Raw genomic sequence first — 17,585 nt, forward strand, 5'->3', positions numbered from 1 at the left:
CACTGAAACGATACAGTCCCTCCTTGCTTTCAAAGGCTTGGGGGGACTGTTTCCATGATTCGGGTCGCAATCGGATGCGCTGCCGCGCGCCAAGGATGCAGCGCATGAGCACGGCCGACGCAGCGAATGCCGGGCTGCGCATGCGGGCCAACTTCGTTCGCGTATGCGCGTGGGGTCTCGCAATCCTCACTGTCATCCAGATCGCGACAAGCGGCTACATCCTGTTCCGGCCAAAAGGTGAGATTGTCGTCACAGCCCCTGGCAGCGATCCAGGCATGGCACCTGAAATGATCGCTGCGATTGTCGTCGGGATCGTCGCGCTGCTCTTCTACCTGCTGGTGTTCGTCTATTTCGTCAGCGCGCTGGTGTGGATCCACAAGGCGCATCGCAACCTGATCGAAGACGGGGTCAGGATGGACCATTCGGCCGGCTGGGCCGTGGGAAGCTGGTTCATCCCGCTGGTCAACCTGGTCGTGCCGATGCGGGCCATGCGCGAGCTCTATAACCGCAGCCACGGGGAAGAAGGCGACCTCGCCCATATCTCCGCCGACGATGTCACAGCATGGTGGACCGCGCTGCTCGTCGGACTGTTCCTCTACACGCTGCTGGGGCTGAAGCTGGCATTCAACATGCTGACCAATGCGATCATCTATGCCCCGGTGTGGGCAGAGTTCGGTATCTCGGCCTTCGCAGCGATACTGCTTGCCGTCGCAGCCGTCCTGTTCAGCCGTCTGGCAGACACGATCACGACAGCGCAAAAGGAATCGGCACGCGTGTCCGGTGTCTTCGAATAGGGATCAGTCGTCGACCGACTTCAGCAAGCGCCGTTCCATCGGGGCCAGCACATTCACCAGTTCGTGACCGCGCTTGAGCACTTGCCCGTGCTCGCCGAACAGCGTCCACATGCCCTGCCGGTTGCGCATGGCAGGGCGCTTCTCCAACCGCGCTTGCGGGCGCTCTGCGGTGCGGCGGAAGGCGGCGAAGGTGGCGCAGTCCTTGGTAAAATCCATCGCATAGTCGCGCCACTGCCCGGCCGCGACCATCCGGCCGTAGAGATCGAGGATGCGTTGCAGCTCGTCGCGCGCAAACCCGACCTGGTTGGGCTTGCGACCGGGGAAGGCGACGACAGTCTCGCCTAGCATTGGATTCATCAGCTATCGGTCCCGCTGCGGCGGGGTGTGTCGGCTTCGAGCATCTGCGCCTGTTTGAGCGCTTCTATCTCAGCCCTGAGGACGCTCAATTCGCCTTCCAGCTTCTCGATGCAGTCGATCCGGTTACCCTCGGCATCTTCGCAATTGGGCGTGCCATAAGGGATGAATTCCTTGATCCACTCTTCAGCCGGGACCAGCGTGGAACGGGCCTTGAGCCCTATCATGGTCGCTCCTTCCGGAACGTCCTCCATAACCACTGCATTGGCACCGATGCGCGCCCGCGTGCCAACGGTGATCGGACCGATCACCTGCGCACCCGAGCCGATAATGACATTGTCGCCGATCGTCGGGTGCCGCTTGCCGCCTACGCCGTTGGTCGGGTTGGTCCCGCCCAGCGTCACGCATTGGTAGATGGTCACATTGTCACCGATCTCGGCCGTCTCGCCGATCACCGTGAAGCCATGATCGATAAAGAAGTTCTTGCCGATCTTCGCACCCGGATGGATGTCGATCGCGGTCAGGAAGCGGCTGAGATGATTGACGAAACGGGCAAGGAAATACATCCGCGCTTCGAACAGCCAGTGCGCCGCACGGTGGAAGCCCAAGGCCCATACGCCGGGATACAGCAGGATCTCCCACCGCGTGCGCGGTGCCGGATCGCGCTGGTGGACCGAGTCCAGGTAGCTGGTGAGACCCTTTATCATTGGCGGGATTCTCCCACTTTTACATCTTCAGAGCAAGCGTGCCTGCTCCGGCCCTTGTACCGCTTCCAGCGCGTCGCGCCAAATTCCCAGGGTCGGAGCCACTTTTCGCTCGAGACTGAGGCGGTCGATATGAGCCACCAGTTTCTCGATATCGGCAAAGCTGCGCGTTGCCCGGGGGACCAGATAGGTAAGCGCATCCTCGCCCAATACAAGCCCACGCCGGGCAGCATGGCTGAGGATCAACTCGCCCACCATGGCATCGTCCGGCGTGCCGATCTCAAGGTGCAGCGCCGCCCCCAACCGCGATTTCAGGTCCGGCAAGGCGACCTCCCACCCTTCCCCGTCAGCGATCAGCAACAGCGGCTCGCCATCCTCCTGCGCCCGGTTCCAGCGGTGAAACAGATCGGTCTCGTCCATGCCGTCGGCGCTGTCGAGCACGGCGCCGCGCCCTGCGCCGGCAAACCAGCGCCCCAGCAGCGACTTACCCGAACGCGGCAGGCCCATCAGGATAGCTGTGCGATAGGGCCAGCCCGAAGTGTCCTGCAGCGCTTCGACGACGCGCACGTTGGCATTGCCGACAACGATGCTGGCAGGATCGCTGGGCAATCCTTCAGCCAGCGGCAGGGCGATCTGGGAGGCGCGAGCCATGGCGCGCGGCTTAACGGCTGATGCGGAGCGCGTTGCTGCCCTGGGTCACAGTGAACCCGCGCGCCCTTAGCGCTCCTGCCAGTTGGTCGAGCGAGCCGGAATAGCTCACCTGCATCACCGAGGTGCCGCCAATGCCCACGCTGGTCGTCGCCGCCGCGCGGACACCCGGTGTGGCTCGCACGCCGGAAAGGGTTGCGTCGAAGGCTCCTGCATCGGGCGTGACGAACTGCACGACATAGGTGCCCGAAGCGGTCACTTGCGAAGTTGTCGGGACAGGCGTCGGCGTCGGTGCGGTGGCCTCACCTTCGCCCGCTGCTGCCGCTTCTTCCGCAGCCCTCTCATTTGCAAGCGCCGCACGCCCCGCTGCAATCAGGCGCTGCAGGATCGGATCGGCATCTATTCCGCGCTGGTTAAGCGTCGGGTCAGGGCGGAGCTTGCCCTCGGCCAGCGCAGTCTCGAATACACCGTCGAAGCGGGTCACGGCTTGAGTCATCATCGCAGGAATTTCGTCAGGCGTCTGTGCGATCAGCGTGAAGCTGTCGAGATAAGTGTTGTCGGGACCATAGCGGGCCGTGAAGGTCCCGCGCACGGGACCACCCGGATATTGGTAGTCCAGCCGGGCAATGGGAACGAGGATATCGGCGGCGTTGAACTGGTCGAGGATGGTATTCCACCACGCCCGGCTGCGACGCCCGGTCTGGCCATAATTCACCAGCAGCGAATCGCTGCCCGCGCCGGAAGGGCGGACAAAGTCGATCCGGCTGGAGCCTGACTGATATTCCGCCCAGGCGCGCTGCCACGGGTTGCGCTGTTCGTAGACCATCGCACTGCCGCCAGAGATCGTGACCGGGATCAGCAGCATCGGGGCCGAGCGCGATTGCTGGGCTCGCCCGCCGAGATATGCGCCCGCACGCTGCCGATCGAAGATTACTCCCAGAGTGGCGATATAGCGCTTCCCGCCCAACTGTTCCTGCTCGATTACTACGGCGGAGACGAGCGATTGCAGCTGGCCATCGGAAATGGCGGGTCCACCGAGCTTGGCCCAGGCTTCGCGCTGGGCGATCTGCCAGCCCTTTTGCCGCGCGTCTTCGTCGCTGTCGCCGCGGACGTCGACCTTGATGCCGCCGACATCGATATCACTCGAAGCAGTGACGACCGGGATGCCGCGTTCGCCATCGACCTGCGCGGTCGCAAGACCCAGCCCGATACCGACCGCTGCCAGCACGGCCAGCAGCGCGATAGTCGAACGAGTCGAAAGGGTTGGAAGGGAAGCGATCAAGGCCATGGGGAAAAACTGAGGCCTTTTGCCCAAAGGACCGTGTGATTCCAAGCGCGAATAGGTAAAGGGCTTGCCATGTCTGCGGATAGTTCTGGAAAAACCGGCTACACCTATGCCGATGCCGGGGTGTCGATCGACGCCGGCAATGCCCTCGTCAAGGCCATCGGGCCGCTGGTGAAAGCAACCATGCGCCCCGGCGCGGATGGCGAAATCGGCGGTTTCGGCGGGTTTTTCGACCCCAAGGCGGCGGGTTACAAAGATCCGCTCCTGGTGGCGGGCAATGATGGCGTCGGCACCAAGCTCAAGCTGGCGATCGACCATGACCGGCACGATGGCGTGGGCATCGACCTGGTCGCCATGTGCGTCAACGACCTCATCGTCCAAGGCGCTGAGCCGCTGTTCTTCCTCGACTATTTCGCCACCGGCAAGCTGGAGAACGGTGTTGCCGAGCGCGTTATCGCGGGGATCGCGCAGGGCTGCAAAATGGCCGGATGCGCGCTGATCGGCGGCGAAACGGCGGAAATGCCCGGCATGTATGCCGAGGGTGACTACGACCTGGCGGGCTTCTGCGTCGGGGCAGTCGAACGTGGGGAACAGCTGACAGGTGACAAGGTTGCGCCGGGCCATGTTCTGCTCGGCCTGGCCTCCTCCGGCGTGCACTCCAACGGCTTCTCGCTGGTCCGCAGGCTGGCGGCGGACAAGGGATGGAAGCTCGATCGGCCTGCGGTATTCGACAACGAGAGGCTGCTGATCGAGCAGTTGCTCGAACCGACCCGGATCTATGTCGCCAGCCTGCTGCCAACGGTCCGCGCAGGGCATATCGATGCGCTGGCACATATCACCGGCGGCGGCCTGCTGGAAAATATCCCGCGCGTGCTGCCCGAAGGTGCCCATGCGGTTGTCGATGCCGATGCGTGGGAACAGCCGCGCCTGATGGCATTCCTGCAAGCGCAGGGCGGGATCGAGCCCGGCGAAATGGCGCGCACCTTCAACTGCGGCGTCGGCATGGTGCTCGCGGTCGCGCCGGAGAAAGTCGATACGGTGACGCAAGCCCTGACGGCGGCGGGAGAGACCGTCGTCCGCGTCGGCACCATCGAGGCGGGCGACAAGGGCTGCACCGTGCGCGGTTCGGTCGGGACCTGGTCCGCCAAGGAGGACTGGGAGGCCGTACATATTGCCTGACCTTTCCCTTTGCCGTCACCCTGAACTTGTTTCAGGGTCCATGTCTCCTGCTGGAACCGCATTGCGGGCTGACAGATGGATGCTGACACAAGTTCAGCATGACGGATGGAGAGGTGCAGAATGACCCTCGCCAAGGTTGCAGTCCTCATTTCCGGCAGCGGCACCAATATGGCGGCGCTGCTCTATGCCAGCCGCATGCCTGACAGCCCTTACGAGATCGTCCTCGTCGCCAGCAACGACCCCCACGCCGGGGGCCTGGCGCTCGCGGAGGCCGAAGGGATTCCGACCTTCGCGCTCAGCCACAAGGGCATGAGCCGCGAAGATCATGACGAAGCGATGGACGGCGCGATCCGCAAGTCGGGCGCGGAATTCGTTGCGCTGGCCGGATACATGCGGATCCTGTCCGAACCGATGGTCAAGCGCTGGGAAGGCCGGATGCTCAACATCCACCCCTCGCTGCTGCCCAAGTACAAGGGCCTGCACACCCACGAACGCGCATTGGAGGCGGGCGATGCGCAGGCCGGGGCCTCCGTCCACCTTGTCAGCGCCGAGCTCGATGGCGGCGAAGTGCTGGGCCAGGCCCGCGTCGCGGTGATGAGCGGCGACACACCCGAAGTGCTCGCTCGCCGCGTACTGATCGCAGAACACCAGCTCTACCCCCGCGTGCTGGCCGAGTTCGTTTCGCGCCCGTTCAACCGCGACTGGCTGCTAGGGGAACTGCGCAAGCGCGCGCTCGCCCTGCCCGAGGCCGAAGAACGCCCCAGCCACGGCGCGCCGGGCTGGCGCAGCGGCGGGAAGAGCGGCAAATATTTCGCCTATTTCAGCGACCAGCACCACGGTGAAGACCACATCGCCCTGCTCGCGAAGACCAGCGGTCCGGACGAACTGGCAGAACTGGTCGAGCGTGATCCGGTGGCGTTCTACAAACCCGCCTATTACGGCGCGAGCGGCTGGGTCGGCGTAATCCTCAACCGCCCCGGCTGCGACTGGTCACAGGTCGAATACTGGCTCCAGCGCAGCTGGCGCGCGGTCGCGCCCAAGCGGCTGACCAAGATGTTGGATGTGGCGGACCAATTCTGAGCCAGCGTCGTTAGCGTCCTATCCTCACCCACCGGTTCCAGCGCAGTTTCCCCCCGATCGCAAGGGTGAAACATGGACCGAGGGGGAATGTGGAAATGAGACCTGTTGTAGCTGGCACTGTGTGTGCCCTTGCCGTGATCGTAGGCGGTTGTTCAGGGGCGGAGGCCGAAACCAATCAGCTGGTTGAAGCGCCCGAAGGATTGGCAACTGCCCCCGCCCTGTCAGGCAAATTCCTGCATCTCAGCGATATTCACTTCAATGTGTTTGCCGACGGCATGATCACACACGTAGCGGGCTTGCCACCTGACCAGTGGAAGGCCCAGTTTGAGAAATACGCCAAGAGCAGCGCTCCGAGCACGGGACATCGGGATACCAACTATTCGCTGCTGATCTCTGCTCTCGATGCCGCCGTTGCGGCGCAGGGACCCAACGGGAAGTATGACTACATCCTCTACACCGGTGACTACCTCCCCCACGGTTTTGGCTATGGCAGTACGCAGGACCAGCAATCGGAATTTGCCTCCAACGTCGTCGAGTTCGTCAACCTGATGATTGCCGACCGATTTCCCGGCGTTCCCATCGTCGCTGCGCTCGGCAACAATGACGGCGGCTGCGGTGACTACAACCTGCATCCCAAGGAGGATTTCCTTGCCGATCTGGGTCCCGACATGCCGGGCCTTTCAAGCACAGCGGAAACCGATTTTGTGGCCAGCGGGAACTACGCCATCCCGCACCCAACGGTACCGGGAACCGATTTCGTCGTTCTCAGCAGCTATTGGTCACGAAAATACGCAGAAGATCAGCACCCCTGCACCGATATCACGGATGACTATGCGCCCGGTACGGCGCAGGCCAACTGGCTCGGCACTACCCTGGGCAGCGGGGCCAGCCCGGGCCCGGCCAGCCGACCAGCCATCCTGCTGATGCACATCCCCCCGGGCCGCGACGGATATGATGGCAATTGGCAGTGGCACCAGCGATTCCAGACTGCATTCGAAGACAAGTTGGGTACAGCCACTCGCCCGCTGCTGGGGGCCTTTGCCGGACACAGCCATATGGATGAATTCCGGGTTGTGTCAGACCAAGGGCAGCCAGTCCTGGCCGTGCGCATAGCCCCTTCGGTCACCACCTGGAACGGCAATGCGCCGTCATTCACGGTGGGGGACTATGACACCAACAATGGCCAGATGACCGATTATGAGGTGCATAGCTGCCGCACGCCCGGCACCGGCGGGCAATGCGGCTGGAGCTGGGAATACCGCTTTAGCAGCAGCTACAACTCAAAGTTCACCCCGACAGATTTGCTGGCCCTCGCCACCAGCATCCAGGATCCGGCCGACCCCAAGGATATGCGCAAAGAGTATCGCACCTATTACAGCGCAAAGGACAGGCTGAGTGCCGAATCCAATTGGCAAAAGGTGGTCTGTGCGATCTCGCTTGTCGACGAAGTCGCCTACAACAAATGCCGCAAGCGTCTGGGAGACTACAGCTAGGCACCAAACGCAAAGGGCCGCCCCTTGCGGAGCGGCCCTTCGTAGGTTCGTCTGAACGCGAGGCTTAGCCGACGATTTCTTCGGGCTTGAAGAAGAAGGCGATCTCGATGGCAGCGTTTTCGTCGCTGTCCGAGCCGTGGACGGTGTTCTCGCCGATCGACAGTGCCAGTTCCTTGCGGATCGTACCGGGAGCAGCTTCGGCTGGGTTGGTTGCGCCCATCACGTCGCGGTTGCGCTTCACGGCGTCTTCGCCTTCGAGCACCTGCACCACCACCGGCTCGCTCATCATGAATTCGACGAGTTCGCCGAAGAAGGGGCGCTCGGAGTGCACGGCGTAGAAGCCTTCGGCCTGTTCCTGCGTCATGCGGATGCGCTTGGAAGCGACGACGCGCAGGCCGGCTTCTTCCAGCATCTTGGTGACAGCGCCGGTCAGGTTGCGCTTGGTGGCATCGGGCTTGATGATCGAAAAGGTGCGGGTGACCGCCATGGGATGTTCCTTCAGTGGTAATATGGGGGAGCAATAATGTTGCGCGCGCCCTTAGCGCCGCCATGCGCGGCGGGCAAGCCAAAGCTCATGTTCCAGAACCAAGCGAAGCGCCGGTGGTGCCCGGCGGGCAGCTAGCCGCCCTGGCCGACAGTCAGCTGGATGCCGGTCGTGCCATCGTTGTTGGTGGTGTTGATGGAGAAGATGCGGTCGCCCTCGCCCTTCCCAGCCAGCATCTTGCCGCCATTTATGGTCATTTCCATCTCGATCTTGATCCCCGCGGCCTCGGCCTGCTTCTTGTAGAAGGACGCGATCTTGTCCGGGCTGTCGGCAGATTCCATCATCACCAGCGAGCCCTTGTGCCCGGTGCCATCGACATTGGTGACGCTCACGACCTTGGCCCCGGGATAGATGGTGTAGCCATCGGGCAGGTCGGCCTTCACATTCTCACCCGAGCGCATGGTGGCGGTGCCTTCCTCGGTCGTGATGGTGGCGTTCATGCCGTCGCCATCGCTGTCGACGGTGTATTCGCCCTGCTCGCCATCCTCGGTCTCGAACGTGCCCGAATTCTCCGACCCGCAGGCCGCCAGGGCCAAGGCAAGGCTTGCTGTCGCGATCGTGGCAATGCGCATCGAATCTCTCCCGCTTGAAAAGCCGAGCATTCCAAAGCGCTGCGCAAAGCGCAATGCTTCAGGCCACCTTGACCCATTTGCCGTCTTCCTGGCGGAAGAAGGATCGCTCGAGGCCTTCGCCGCCATCGAGCGAGCGCCACACCGCGCGGGCAGCCTCTACCGTTGCTTCGTCGAACAGCAGGAAGGCACGGGAGAACCCCTGCGGATCGCGCCACTTGCCGTCGGCAAAGATGACATGGCTGGCCGCGTTGGTGGCCTCGCAGCTGTCGCCGAGGAGGATCGGCTGGCGTTCGGCATGCGGCTCGGACGCGTCGCCATTGGCGAGGAAAGCGTCAGGCCGGGCGTCCCACAGGGCCTTGGAAATCGTTGCCCGCTGCGCCGTGTCTCCGGCAACAACCAGCAGCCGCTCGCCCTCGCCCAGCACCCGCGCGGCGATCATGGCGACGACCTTCTCCGCCGGGTCGCGGTACAACTGCCAGAAGTCGACTTTCATGGGGCCTCGCTATCTGGAAACCCATTCGGAACGTCGCGCCGAAGGACCAATATGACGTAGAACAGGCCTGAACCGATGGCGATTGCGATGAGTGGTACAAAGAAAAGGATTGAGAAGGACTCGCCAAAAGCGATCAGAACCCAGGCAGGGAAAATCTCGAACGCGTAATTGCCATTGCCCCACCTGTCGAAGAAGGTCGTTGGAGTGAAGCAAATGGCCAACAGGATCGCCGAGATTGCATCCGCATTGCGCCCATTGGCCTTTGCCCGGTTCCGGATAGTCTTCACCGTCGCAATCACAAGGATCGCGCCGATCACTATTGGGGCAAGGTACCAGGCGAGCATCGCGCCCAAACCAGATCCATATGCAAGCGCAGGGCTGGAAGCGCAGAGCAGAATCGACCCGGCTGCGATCTTCGTGTGGAAAGCCGTATTCATGAACCCTTGCTTTTCTCGCGCTTACAGCGGTCAGAGCAATAGCGGACATTGTCCCAGTCGCGCTCCCACTTCTTGCGCCACGTGAACGGCAGGCCACAGGATGCGCAAGTCTTGGTCGGCAAGTCGGACTTCTTCCGCATCCTTGGCATTCTTATCGACCTACCGCTGCGCTACTTGAGGCCAGAGGTGCCTATCATCACCCCCTGCTTTATGCTTCCAGCACGTCGCGGACATACTGGTCGATGATGCGCACGCCATAGCCGGTTGCGCCCTTGTCCCAGGTCTGCCCGGCCTTTTCCGAGAACACCATGCCGGCGATATCGCAATGCGCCCACGGGCGATCCTTGTCGACGAAACGCTGCAGGAACTGCGCTGCCGTGATCGACCCGGCACCGCGCGGGCCGATGTTCTTCATGTCGGCGATGGGGCTGTCGATCAGCTTGTCGTAAGCCGACGAGAGCGGGAACCGCCACAGCTTGTCGCCGGTCGACTTGCCGGCGCTGAGCAGCTTTTCCGCCAGCGTATCGTCATTGGCGAACAACCCGCCATGCTCGTTGCCGAGCGCGACAATCATCGCGCCCGTCAGCGTAGCGAAATCGACGATTCCGACGGGGTCGAATTCTTTCTGTACCCAGGTCAGCGCGTCGCACAGCACCAGCCGCCCTTCAGCATCGGTGTTGAGCACTTCGATGGTCTGGCCCGACATCGACGTGACGATATCGCCCGGACGCTGGGCGCGCCCATCGGGCATGTTCTCGACCAGCCCGCACACGCCAATGATGTTGGCCTTGGCCTGGCGCTTGGCGATCGAGACCATGGCGCCAGCCACGGCAGCCGCCCCGCCCATGTCCCACTTCATGTCCCACATGCCCGGCCCCGGCTTGATCGAGATGCCGCCGGTGTCGAAGGTCACACCCTTGCCGACGAAGGCCATCGGGCGCTGGCCCGTCTCGCCGCCGCTCCACTTCATGCACAGCAGGCGCGAATCCTTTTCCGAGCCGAGACCGACGCCTAGCAGCGCGCCCATGCCGAGTTTCTCCATCTCGTCTTCATCGAGCACGACGATTTCGATGCCGGTGCCCTGCAACGCATCGCGGCAGCGGGTGACGAAGCTGGTCGGATAAAGGATGTTGGCCGGTTCCGCGATCAGGTCGCGCGCGAATTCGATGCCTTCGCACAGTGCCGCTTCGGTCTCCCACAGGTCCTCGGCCCGCTTGGGCGCGCCGATCACCGTGGCCGAAACCAGCGTCTTCTTCTGCTCTTCCTTCAGCTTGGTGCGATAGGCATCGTGCCGCCAGCAGCGCAGGCGCAGACCGAGCAGGACCGACGTGACCTCGGCCGAGGTCAGCCCGGAATCGGTGAAATCGACCACGATCGAGGTCTCGCCCGAAGTGACGTACTTCGCCGCCAGCGCTGCGCCGGCTTTCTCACAATTGATAGAGCGTTCGTCCGCACCGTTCTCCCCAGTACCGGAAAGTGCGACCCGCACCAGCTTGCCGCCGCGTTGGACGAAGCCTTCGAACACCTGGCCCGGGCCGCCCTTGAACCGGGCCGCCTTGGCACCTTCGACGATCACGTTCTCGAGCCCGTCGGGCAAAGCGCCGCGGTTGACGATATGGGCGATCAGTGAAGCGCCTGATGGCAGGCTGTCGGCGAAGGTGATGTTCATGGGTTCTCCGGGAGGAATTCGTTTGTCGTTGTGCATAGCCTTGCCGCGCCTTGCGTGCGGTAAAGCGTTGATGTGCGATTGCGATTAGGAGGGCTAAGTGCAATAGGCAAGCCATGCGCCCCGCCCCGGAATCCGCATGGCATGAGCTTGTTCGCTGCGCGACCCGACCGGGGGCGCAGGCGCTTGCGCTTGCCTGCCTCGCGCTCGCTGCGCCTGCAGTTGCCCAGGACGGGCCGGTTGCTGCGGTAGCGGAGACACCCGAACCCGGCGTGCCGCGCGAGATCGACTTCGAAGCCGACATGGTCGACTTTGATTCGGAAGCCGACGTCCTTTCCGCACGTGGCAATGTGATCTTGCGCAGCGAAGATCGCTCGGTCCGCGCCGATGTCGTGTCGTGGGATCGCAAGAGCGGCATTATCGCCGCCACCGGCAATGTCCGCTTCGTCGATGCCGACGGCAACCAGATCTATTCGACGTCGATCGAACTCAACGACAAGTTCGAGGCCGGGGCGATGGCCGACCTGCTGCTGGCGCTCCGCGAAGGCGGGCGGCTGGCGGCGGCATCGGGGCAGCGCAACGAGGACGGCACAGTCCTGCTGACCCGCGCCGCTTACAGCGGTTGCGCCGTCACCACGCCCGACGGCTGCGACAAGAAACCGAGCTGGCGCATTACCGCCGAGCGTGTGGTCTACGACCCGGAAAAGAAGCGCGTGCGCTTTCGTGGAGCCTATCTCGAGCTGTTCGGTGCGCGGCTGCTGCCGATGCCGGGCCTGTCGATCCGCACCGATGGCGGGGCCATATCGGGCTTCCTCATTCCCGATATCCGCATCTCGGAATCGAACGGGCTCGAACTGTCGGGCGAGTATTACATGCGTCTCGCCGACAACAAGGATCTTAGCCTGGGGGCCTATGTCTATACTGCGGCCCCTCCAATGGCCTCGGCCAAGTGGCGGCACCTGACCGACAAGGGCGCGTACCAGGTCACCGCCTATGGCACGCACAGTCGCCGCATCTCCGATTTCACCGGAGTTCCGACCAGCGAGCGGGATTTCCGTGGCTACCTGTTCGCTAATGGCCGGTTCCAGCTCGACACCAACTGGAGCCTCAATACCTCGCTTCGCGTAGCCAGCGACCGCACCTTCCTGCGTCGCTATGATATCAGCCGCGACGACCGCTTGCGTTCGCTGGTCGAGCTCGAGCGGATCGACGACAACTCCTATCTCCAGCTGGCGGGTTATGCCACGCAGACGCTGCGTCTCAACCAGCCACAAGGGCAGGTGCCGATTGCGCTGCCGGTGTTCGACTATCGCCGGCGGCTCGAGGATCCGGTGCTCGGCGGCACGGTCCAGCTGCAAGCCAATACGCTCGCGATTGCGCGCGATGTAGGGCAGGATACGCAGCGCGCTTTTGCCAGCGTGCGCTGGGACCTGCGCAAGATCACCCCGCTGGGCCAGGTCGTGCAGCTGACGGCGCTGGCACGCGGCGATGTCTATCACTCTGACGAGAATGCGCTGACTCAAACTGCCATTTATCGTGGCAACCCCGGTTGGCAGGCGCGCGGCGTCGGACTTGCCGCCATTGACGTGCAATGGCCATTCGCCGGCCCGGCACTGGGCGGTACGCAGGTGTTCACGCCACGGGTTCAGGTGGTCGCCACCCCGCCGATCAAAAACCTCGCCATCCCCAATGAGGATGCCCGCGCGATCGATCTTGAGGATTCGAACCTGTTCGCGCTCAACCGTTTTCCCGGTTACGATCGCGTGGAAGATGGCCTGCGGGTAACCTACGGCTTCGACTGGGAGCTCAGCCGCCCGGGCTGGCGCGTGAAGACCACGCTGGGGCAGTCTTACCGGCTCGACAATGACCGTGACGTGTTGATCGACGGGACCGGGATTTCCGAGAAAGTGTCCGATTTCGTCGGCCGGACCGAAGTGCGGTTCAAGGATTTCGTCTCCGTCACTCACCGCTACCGGCTCGACAAGGACAATTTCGCCATCCGCCGCAACGAGTTCGATGCCACCATCGGCAGCCGGCGGACCTATTTCGAAGTCGGTTACCTGCGCCTCAACCGCGATATTGCGCAGGGGATCGAGGATTTGCAGGACCGCGAGGAAGTGCGCGCCGCGACCCGGATCGCCTTTGCCAATTACTGGTCGCTGTTCGGGGCCGGCGTATTCAACCTGACCGATCGCAATGAAGACCCCACGCTGACCTCGGACGGGTTCCAGCCGCTACGTACCCGTCTCGGCATCGCTTACCAGGACGATTGCCTCGAATTCGGCTTCACCTGGCGGCGCGACTATGTCGACCAGGGCGATGCCCAGCGCGGGGACACATTCCAGCTCTATTTCAGCCTCAGGAACCTTGGCTTTCGCTAGCTATCCACACGCCTCGCATTTTGCAGGGAAAGCGAGATTGGCTTGGCTCGCCAAACACGCTAGATCGCCTTCACTCAGCGTAGGTTAAGCCGGTTTTTGGGATCCGGCGCGCCACACAGACTTGCCCCGGGAGGACGCTTCTCGCAGCATGGGGCGCAAGACAGGATCGACCGTGATCACAACTTCCGTACTTCGAATTTCCGAACGTTTCGCCATGGCCGCAGCAACGCTTGGCCTGGTGGTGTCGCCTCTACCTGCCTCTGCTCAGGAAGCCCAGCCGGAAGCCGGCCCTGTGGCAACGGGCAATGTGCTTGGCATTCCCGACGATTTCTCGTTGTTGGGTGAACCCGATCCCAACGTCCGCAAGGCAACTGCGGTCGTGAACGGCACTGTCATCACCGGCACCGATGTCGATCATCGCACGGCTCTTGTCCTCGCAGCTTCGGAGCGCGAACTGCCGGAAGAAGAGAAGGTCCGTGTGCGCATGCAGGTGCTGCGCAATTTGATCGACGAGACCTTGCAGATCCAGGAGGCGGCAGCGCAGGAAATCACTGTGTCCGGTGAAGAGGTCAACCAGCGTTACCTGCAGCTGGCCGCGCAGAATTTCGGCAACCAGCCGGAAGCAATGGACGCTTACCTGCTTTCGATCGGTTCCTCGCCGGTTTCGCTGAAGCGGCAGATCCAGGGCGAGATTGCCTGGGCGCGCCTCGTCGGCCGCATGATCCGCCCGTTCATCAACGTCTCCGAAGAAGAGGCGCAGGACGTGATCCAGCGCCTCAACGACTCCAAGGGGCAGGATGAATATCACATCATGGAGATCTATCTCTCCGCCACCAGCGAGACTGAAGCGCAGGTCATCGCCAATGCCCGGCAGATCATGGACCAGCTGCGGCAGGGCGGCAGCTTCCTTGGCTATGCCCGGCAATTCTCGGAAAGCTCGACCGCCGCAGCCGGGGGAGACCTGGGCTATGTGCGCCTGGCCACGCTGCCGGTCGAAATGGCCGAGGCGGCACGTACCATGCAGCCCGGCCAGCTGACTGGTCCAGTGCAGATCCCCGGCGGGTTCGTGATCATGTACCTGCGTGACAAGCGGCAGATCCTGATGGCCGATCCGCGCGATGCCATGCTCAGCCTGAAGCAGATTTCGATCGGATTCCAACCCGGTGTGACGCAGGAGCAAGCACAGGCCCAACTGCAGTCGTTCCAGACTGCGGTCCAGTCGATCCGCGGTTGTGGCGATGCCGAACGAGCGGCGCAGACCATCGGGGCCGAAGTCGTGGTCAATGACCAGATCCGCCTGCGCGACCTGCCCGAACAGCTGCAGCCGTCGCTCTTGCAACTGCAAGTCGGCCAGGCCACCCCGCCGTTCGGTTCGATCGATGACGGTGTGCGCGTCCTGATGTTGTGCGGTCGCGACGACCCCGTCGATGAAGGTGCTCCGACTGTCGATGAGATCATCGATCAGATCGAAACCGAGCGGGTGCAGAAGCGCGCTCAGCGCTACCTGCGCGACCTGCGCAACGACGCCTATATCGAGTACAATTGAGCCAGCCGCCGCTCGTACTTTCTATCGGTGATCCGGCGGGGATCGGGCCCGAGCTGATCGTGCGCGCCTGGCTGGCGAGTAAGGCCGAGGGGCTTGCGCCTTTTGTCGTGGCTGGCGGGTCCGCCGTCATGCGTGACGCTGCAACACAGCTCGGGCTCGATAGCCCGGTCGAGGCAGTGGCAAACATTGCCAATGTGGCTGACGCGTTCTCGAGCGCACTTCCAGTGCTGGACGGCCTTGATGGCACCTATTCCCCCGGCGCGCCGAGCAAGGAAAGCGCGCTACTAGCTTTGGCCTCTCTCCAGGTTGCAACCGACCTGGCCCATGCCGGTGAAGCCAGCGGGCTCGTGACCGCGCCAGTGGCCAAGGCCAACCTGGCTGAAGTCGGCTTTGCCCATCCTGGCCAGACCGAATTCCTCGCCGATGCCTGCGGGCTTGAGCCAGACGACGCCGTAATGATGCTCGCGGGGCCATCGCTGCGAGCAATCCCGCTGACAGTGCATGTGGCGCTGGCCGAGGTGTCGAGCCTGCTGACCACGGAGCTGATTGTCGCCAAGGCCCGGATCGCTGCCGCTGTCTTGAGGCGCGACTTCGGCATCGCCGCGCCACGCTTGGCCGTAACGGGGCTCAACCCGCACGCAGGCGAATCCGGCAAGTTCGGTGACGAGGAAGCGCGCATAATCGCGCCTGCCATCAAGCTGCTGCAAGATGAGGGCATCGCCGCTACCGGCCCACACCCCGCAGACGCGCTGTTTGCGCCGCATAGTCGCGCGGGCTTCGATGCAGCGCTATGCATGTATCACGACCAGGCGCTGATCCCGGTCAAGGCGCTGGACTTCGACCAGGGTGTCAATGTCACGCTGGGCCTACCCGTCATCCGCACCAGCCCCGACCATGGCACCGCTTTTGACATAGCCGGCAAAGGTGTGGCGAATCCGGGTGCGATGATCGCTGCCATTCGCTTGGCAGGCGAGATGGCAGCACGGCGGGCGCATGGCTGACCTCCCTCCCCTGCGCGAGGTTATTGCAAAGCATGGCCTCTCGGCGTCCAAGGCGCTGGGGCAGAACTTCCTGTTCGACGCGCAACTGCTCGACCGGATCGCGGCCATCCCCGGCGACCTCGATGGCAAGGCCGTGCTGGAGATTGGCCCGGGTCCCGGTGGGCTGACCCGCGCCCTGCTCAAGGCGGGTGCCCGTGTCACCGCCATTGAGATGGATCGCCGCTGTCTCCCGGCGCTGGCCGAGCTGGCCGAAGCCTATCCCGGCAAGCTGCGCGTGATCGAAGGCGATGCCATGAAGATCGACCATCGCGAGTTGTTGGGCGAGCCCTTCGCGGTTGTGGCAAACCTGCCTTACAATGTCGGCACCGCGCTGTTCGTGCGCTGGTTGTCTGGCGAAGAATGGCCGCCGCAATGGACCTCGCTGACACTGATGTTCCAGCAGGAAGTCGCTCAGCGCATCGTCGCCCAGCCCAACAATTCGGCCTACGGTCGGCTGGCTGTGCTGGCGCAATGGCGCAGCGTCGCCAGCCTCGCAATGAAGGTACATCGCAGCGCCTTCACGCCTCCACCCAAGGTGATGAGCGCGATTGTCCATGTGGTGCCGGAGCGGATGCCGGAAGGTGTCTCTTCACGTACTATGGAACGCTTGACCGAAGCCGCCTTCGGCCAGCGCCGCAAGATGTTGCGGCAGAGCCTGAAGCCCGTGCCGGGAGCCGTGGACGCTCTTGAAACCATCGGTATCGACCCGCAACGGCGCGCCGAAACGCTCGCGGTTGAGGATTTCGTGCAGCTGGCTCGCACGCTTGATCGTCGTCGCAGCCCCTAAGGCTGGCGAGTAGCGATTTTCCGCAACAGTTGGGCGGCAATGTCCAGCGCCTGCAATTTGCTGGCGTATTTCAGGATGATCGCGTCATCTTCGCACAAGGCCTCGGCAAGCTCGTCCAATGCAGCCGCAGTCTCGTTCATGTCGTCGGTGGTGATGTAGGAAGAGTGTGTCGGTGTTGCGCTGACCTGCGCGCGGGCGGCGACCTGCATCTCTTCCTTCAGCCGTCTGAACGTATCGTCGACCGCTTTTTGTGCCTCGGCCCCCGGCATCCATTGCGAAATGTCGGTCTTGCCATCGAACAGCAGGCCGGCCCGCTGCTGGTCGCTCCAGATGACCTTGCCCCGCACGGTCAGCGCGCCACGGCGCAGCTCCACCTGATCGCCAATGCGAGGCAGCGTTTCGCTTTCGATCAGCGCACCTTCGGAAGAGATATTGCGCAATCGCACCGGTCCGCTGGACGCTTCCGCATGGAGGCTGGCCATGACAAACAGTTCGACGCGCTCTTCCCGGCGCTGGTATTGGTCCCCGAAAGGCAAGGCGATCTCCCCGGTGATGGCCGGGCAAGGCTTTTAACCACCATAG

19 protein-coding genes are annotated in these 17,585 nt (G+C 63.1%); 8 read left to right on the plus strand and 11 right to left on the minus strand.

Annotation, left to right across the window (positions count from 1 at the left end):
• Positions 1 to 104 precede the first annotated feature (104 nt).
• Positions 105 to 794, plus strand: coding sequence for a DUF4328 domain-containing protein (locus QPW08_RS11835; protein WP_284126014.1), 690 nt, complete (start codon positions 105 to 107; stop codon positions 792 to 794).
• A gap of 3 nt (positions 795 to 797) precedes the next feature.
• Here the strand turns inward: QPW08_RS11835 and QPW08_RS11840 are convergent, their stop codons facing one another.
• From QPW08_RS11840 to QPW08_RS11855, 4 genes are read right to left on the minus strand one after another with little or no spacing between them, the layout of a single operon-like run.
• Positions 798 to 1,151, minus strand: a complete 354-nt coding sequence (locus tag QPW08_RS11840; protein WP_284126015.1) for a DUF2794 domain-containing protein — start codon at positions 1,149 to 1,151, stop codon at positions 798 to 800.
• Positions 1,151 to 1,855 (minus strand): serine O-acetyltransferase EpsC, encoded by a 705-nt coding sequence (gene epsC / locus QPW08_RS11845; protein ID WP_284126016.1) that lies wholly within the window; start codon positions 1,853 to 1,855, stop codon positions 1,151 to 1,153. The genes QPW08_RS11840 and epsC overlap by 1 nt, the downstream gene beginning before the upstream one ends.
• Before the next feature lie 27 nt (positions 1,856 to 1,882).
• Positions 1,883 to 2,503 (minus strand): P-loop NTPase family protein, encoded by a 621-nt coding sequence (locus QPW08_RS11850; RefSeq protein ID WP_284126017.1) that lies wholly within the window; start codon positions 2,501 to 2,503, stop codon positions 1,883 to 1,885.
• A gap of 10 nt (positions 2,504 to 2,513) precedes the next feature.
• Positions 2,514 to 3,788 (minus strand): heavy-metal-associated domain-containing protein, encoded by a 1,275-nt coding sequence (locus QPW08_RS11855; RefSeq protein ID WP_284126018.1) that lies wholly within the window; start codon positions 3,786 to 3,788, stop codon positions 2,514 to 2,516.
• A 69-nt stretch (positions 3,789 to 3,857) separates the two neighbouring features.
• Here QPW08_RS11855 and purM point away from each other — a divergent pair, with 69 nt between their 5' ends.
• From purM to QPW08_RS11870, 3 genes are all read left to right on the plus strand, one after another.
• Positions 3,858 to 4,964: a phosphoribosylformylglycinamidine cyclo-ligase gene (purM, locus tag QPW08_RS11860; RefSeq protein ID WP_284126019.1), complete on the plus strand. Its 1,107-nt coding sequence runs from the start codon at positions 3,858 to 3,860 to the stop codon at positions 4,962 to 4,964.
• A gap of 120 nt (positions 4,965 to 5,084) precedes the next feature.
• A complete protein-coding gene (gene purN, locus QPW08_RS11865) occupies positions 5,085 to 6,044 on the plus strand; it encodes a phosphoribosylglycinamide formyltransferase (protein WP_284126020.1) in 960 nt (319 codons plus the stop codon).
• A 95-nt stretch (positions 6,045 to 6,139) separates the two neighbouring features.
• Positions 6,140 to 7,537: a metallophosphoesterase gene (locus tag QPW08_RS11870; RefSeq protein WP_284126021.1), complete on the plus strand. Its 1,398-nt coding sequence runs from the start codon at positions 6,140 to 6,142 to the stop codon at positions 7,535 to 7,537.
• A gap of 64 nt (positions 7,538 to 7,601) precedes the next feature.
• Here the strand turns inward: QPW08_RS11870 and ndk are convergent, their stop codons facing one another.
• The 6 genes from ndk to QPW08_RS11900 form a co-directional block, all read right to left on the minus strand.
• Positions 7,602 to 8,024: a nucleoside-diphosphate kinase gene (ndk, locus tag QPW08_RS11875; RefSeq protein WP_284126022.1), complete on the minus strand. Its 423-nt coding sequence runs from the start codon at positions 8,022 to 8,024 to the stop codon at positions 7,602 to 7,604.
• Positions 8,025 to 8,155: 131 nt separating this feature from the next.
• Positions 8,156 to 8,653, minus strand: a complete 498-nt coding sequence (locus QPW08_RS11880) for a hypothetical protein (protein WP_284126023.1) — start codon at positions 8,651 to 8,653, stop codon at positions 8,156 to 8,158.
• Between the two features lie 58 nt (positions 8,654 to 8,711).
• Positions 8,712 to 9,146 (minus strand): DNA polymerase III subunit chi, encoded by a 435-nt coding sequence (locus QPW08_RS11885; protein WP_284126024.1) that lies wholly within the window; start codon positions 9,144 to 9,146, stop codon positions 8,712 to 8,714.
• The gene (locus QPW08_RS11890; RefSeq protein ID WP_284126025.1) at positions 9,143 to 9,583 is read right to left on the minus strand and encodes a hypothetical protein; all 441 of its coding nucleotides are present in this window, start codon (positions 9,581 to 9,583) and stop codon (positions 9,143 to 9,145) included. The genes QPW08_RS11885 and QPW08_RS11890 overlap by 4 nt, the downstream gene beginning before the upstream one ends.
• Entirely contained in the window at positions 9,580 to 9,732 is a 153-nt protein-coding gene (locus tag QPW08_RS11895) for a DUF2256 domain-containing protein (RefSeq protein WP_284126026.1), read from the minus strand. The genes QPW08_RS11890 and QPW08_RS11895 overlap by 4 nt, the downstream gene beginning before the upstream one ends.
• A gap of 59 nt (positions 9,733 to 9,791) precedes the next feature.
• Positions 9,792 to 11,252: a leucyl aminopeptidase gene (locus QPW08_RS11900; RefSeq protein WP_284126027.1), complete on the minus strand. Its 1,461-nt coding sequence runs from the start codon at positions 11,250 to 11,252 to the stop codon at positions 9,792 to 9,794.
• A gap of 113 nt (positions 11,253 to 11,365) precedes the next feature.
• On the opposite strand from QPW08_RS11900, the gene QPW08_RS11905 reads away from it, so the two are divergent.
• The 4 genes from QPW08_RS11905 (at position 11,366) to rsmA (ending at position 17,003) form a co-directional block, all read left to right on the plus strand.
• Entirely contained in the window at positions 11,366 to 13,630 is a 2,265-nt protein-coding gene (locus QPW08_RS11905) for an LPS-assembly protein LptD (RefSeq protein ID WP_284126028.1), read from the plus strand.
• A 172-nt stretch (positions 13,631 to 13,802) separates the two neighbouring features.
• On the plus strand, positions 13,803 to 15,176 hold the full coding sequence (locus QPW08_RS11910) for a peptidylprolyl isomerase (RefSeq protein WP_284126029.1): 1,374 nt from the start codon (positions 13,803 to 13,805) through the stop codon (positions 15,174 to 15,176).
• Positions 15,173 to 16,177: a 4-hydroxythreonine-4-phosphate dehydrogenase PdxA gene (gene pdxA / locus QPW08_RS11915; protein WP_284126030.1), complete on the plus strand. Its 1,005-nt coding sequence runs from the start codon at positions 15,173 to 15,175 to the stop codon at positions 16,175 to 16,177. The genes QPW08_RS11910 and pdxA overlap by 4 nt, the downstream gene beginning before the upstream one ends.
• On the plus strand, positions 16,170 to 17,003 hold the full coding sequence (gene rsmA, locus QPW08_RS11920) for a 16S rRNA (adenine(1518)-N(6)/adenine(1519)-N(6))-dimethyltransferase RsmA (RefSeq protein WP_284126031.1): 834 nt from the start codon (positions 16,170 to 16,172) through the stop codon (positions 17,001 to 17,003). The genes pdxA and rsmA overlap by 8 nt, the downstream gene beginning before the upstream one ends.
• Here rsmA and QPW08_RS11925 read toward each other — a convergent pair.
• Positions 17,000 to 17,539: a PilZ domain-containing protein gene (locus QPW08_RS11925; protein WP_284126032.1), complete on the minus strand. Its 540-nt coding sequence runs from the start codon at positions 17,537 to 17,539 to the stop codon at positions 17,000 to 17,002. The two genes, rsmA and QPW08_RS11925, sit on opposite strands and share 4 nt — an antisense overlap.
• Between the last annotated feature and the right edge of the window lie 46 nt (positions 17,540 to 17,585).

The sequence above is a fragment of the Parerythrobacter aestuarii genome, from assembly GCF_030140925.1.
Taxonomy (GTDB): Bacteria; Pseudomonadota; Alphaproteobacteria; order Sphingomonadales; family Sphingomonadaceae; genus Parerythrobacter; species Parerythrobacter aestuarii.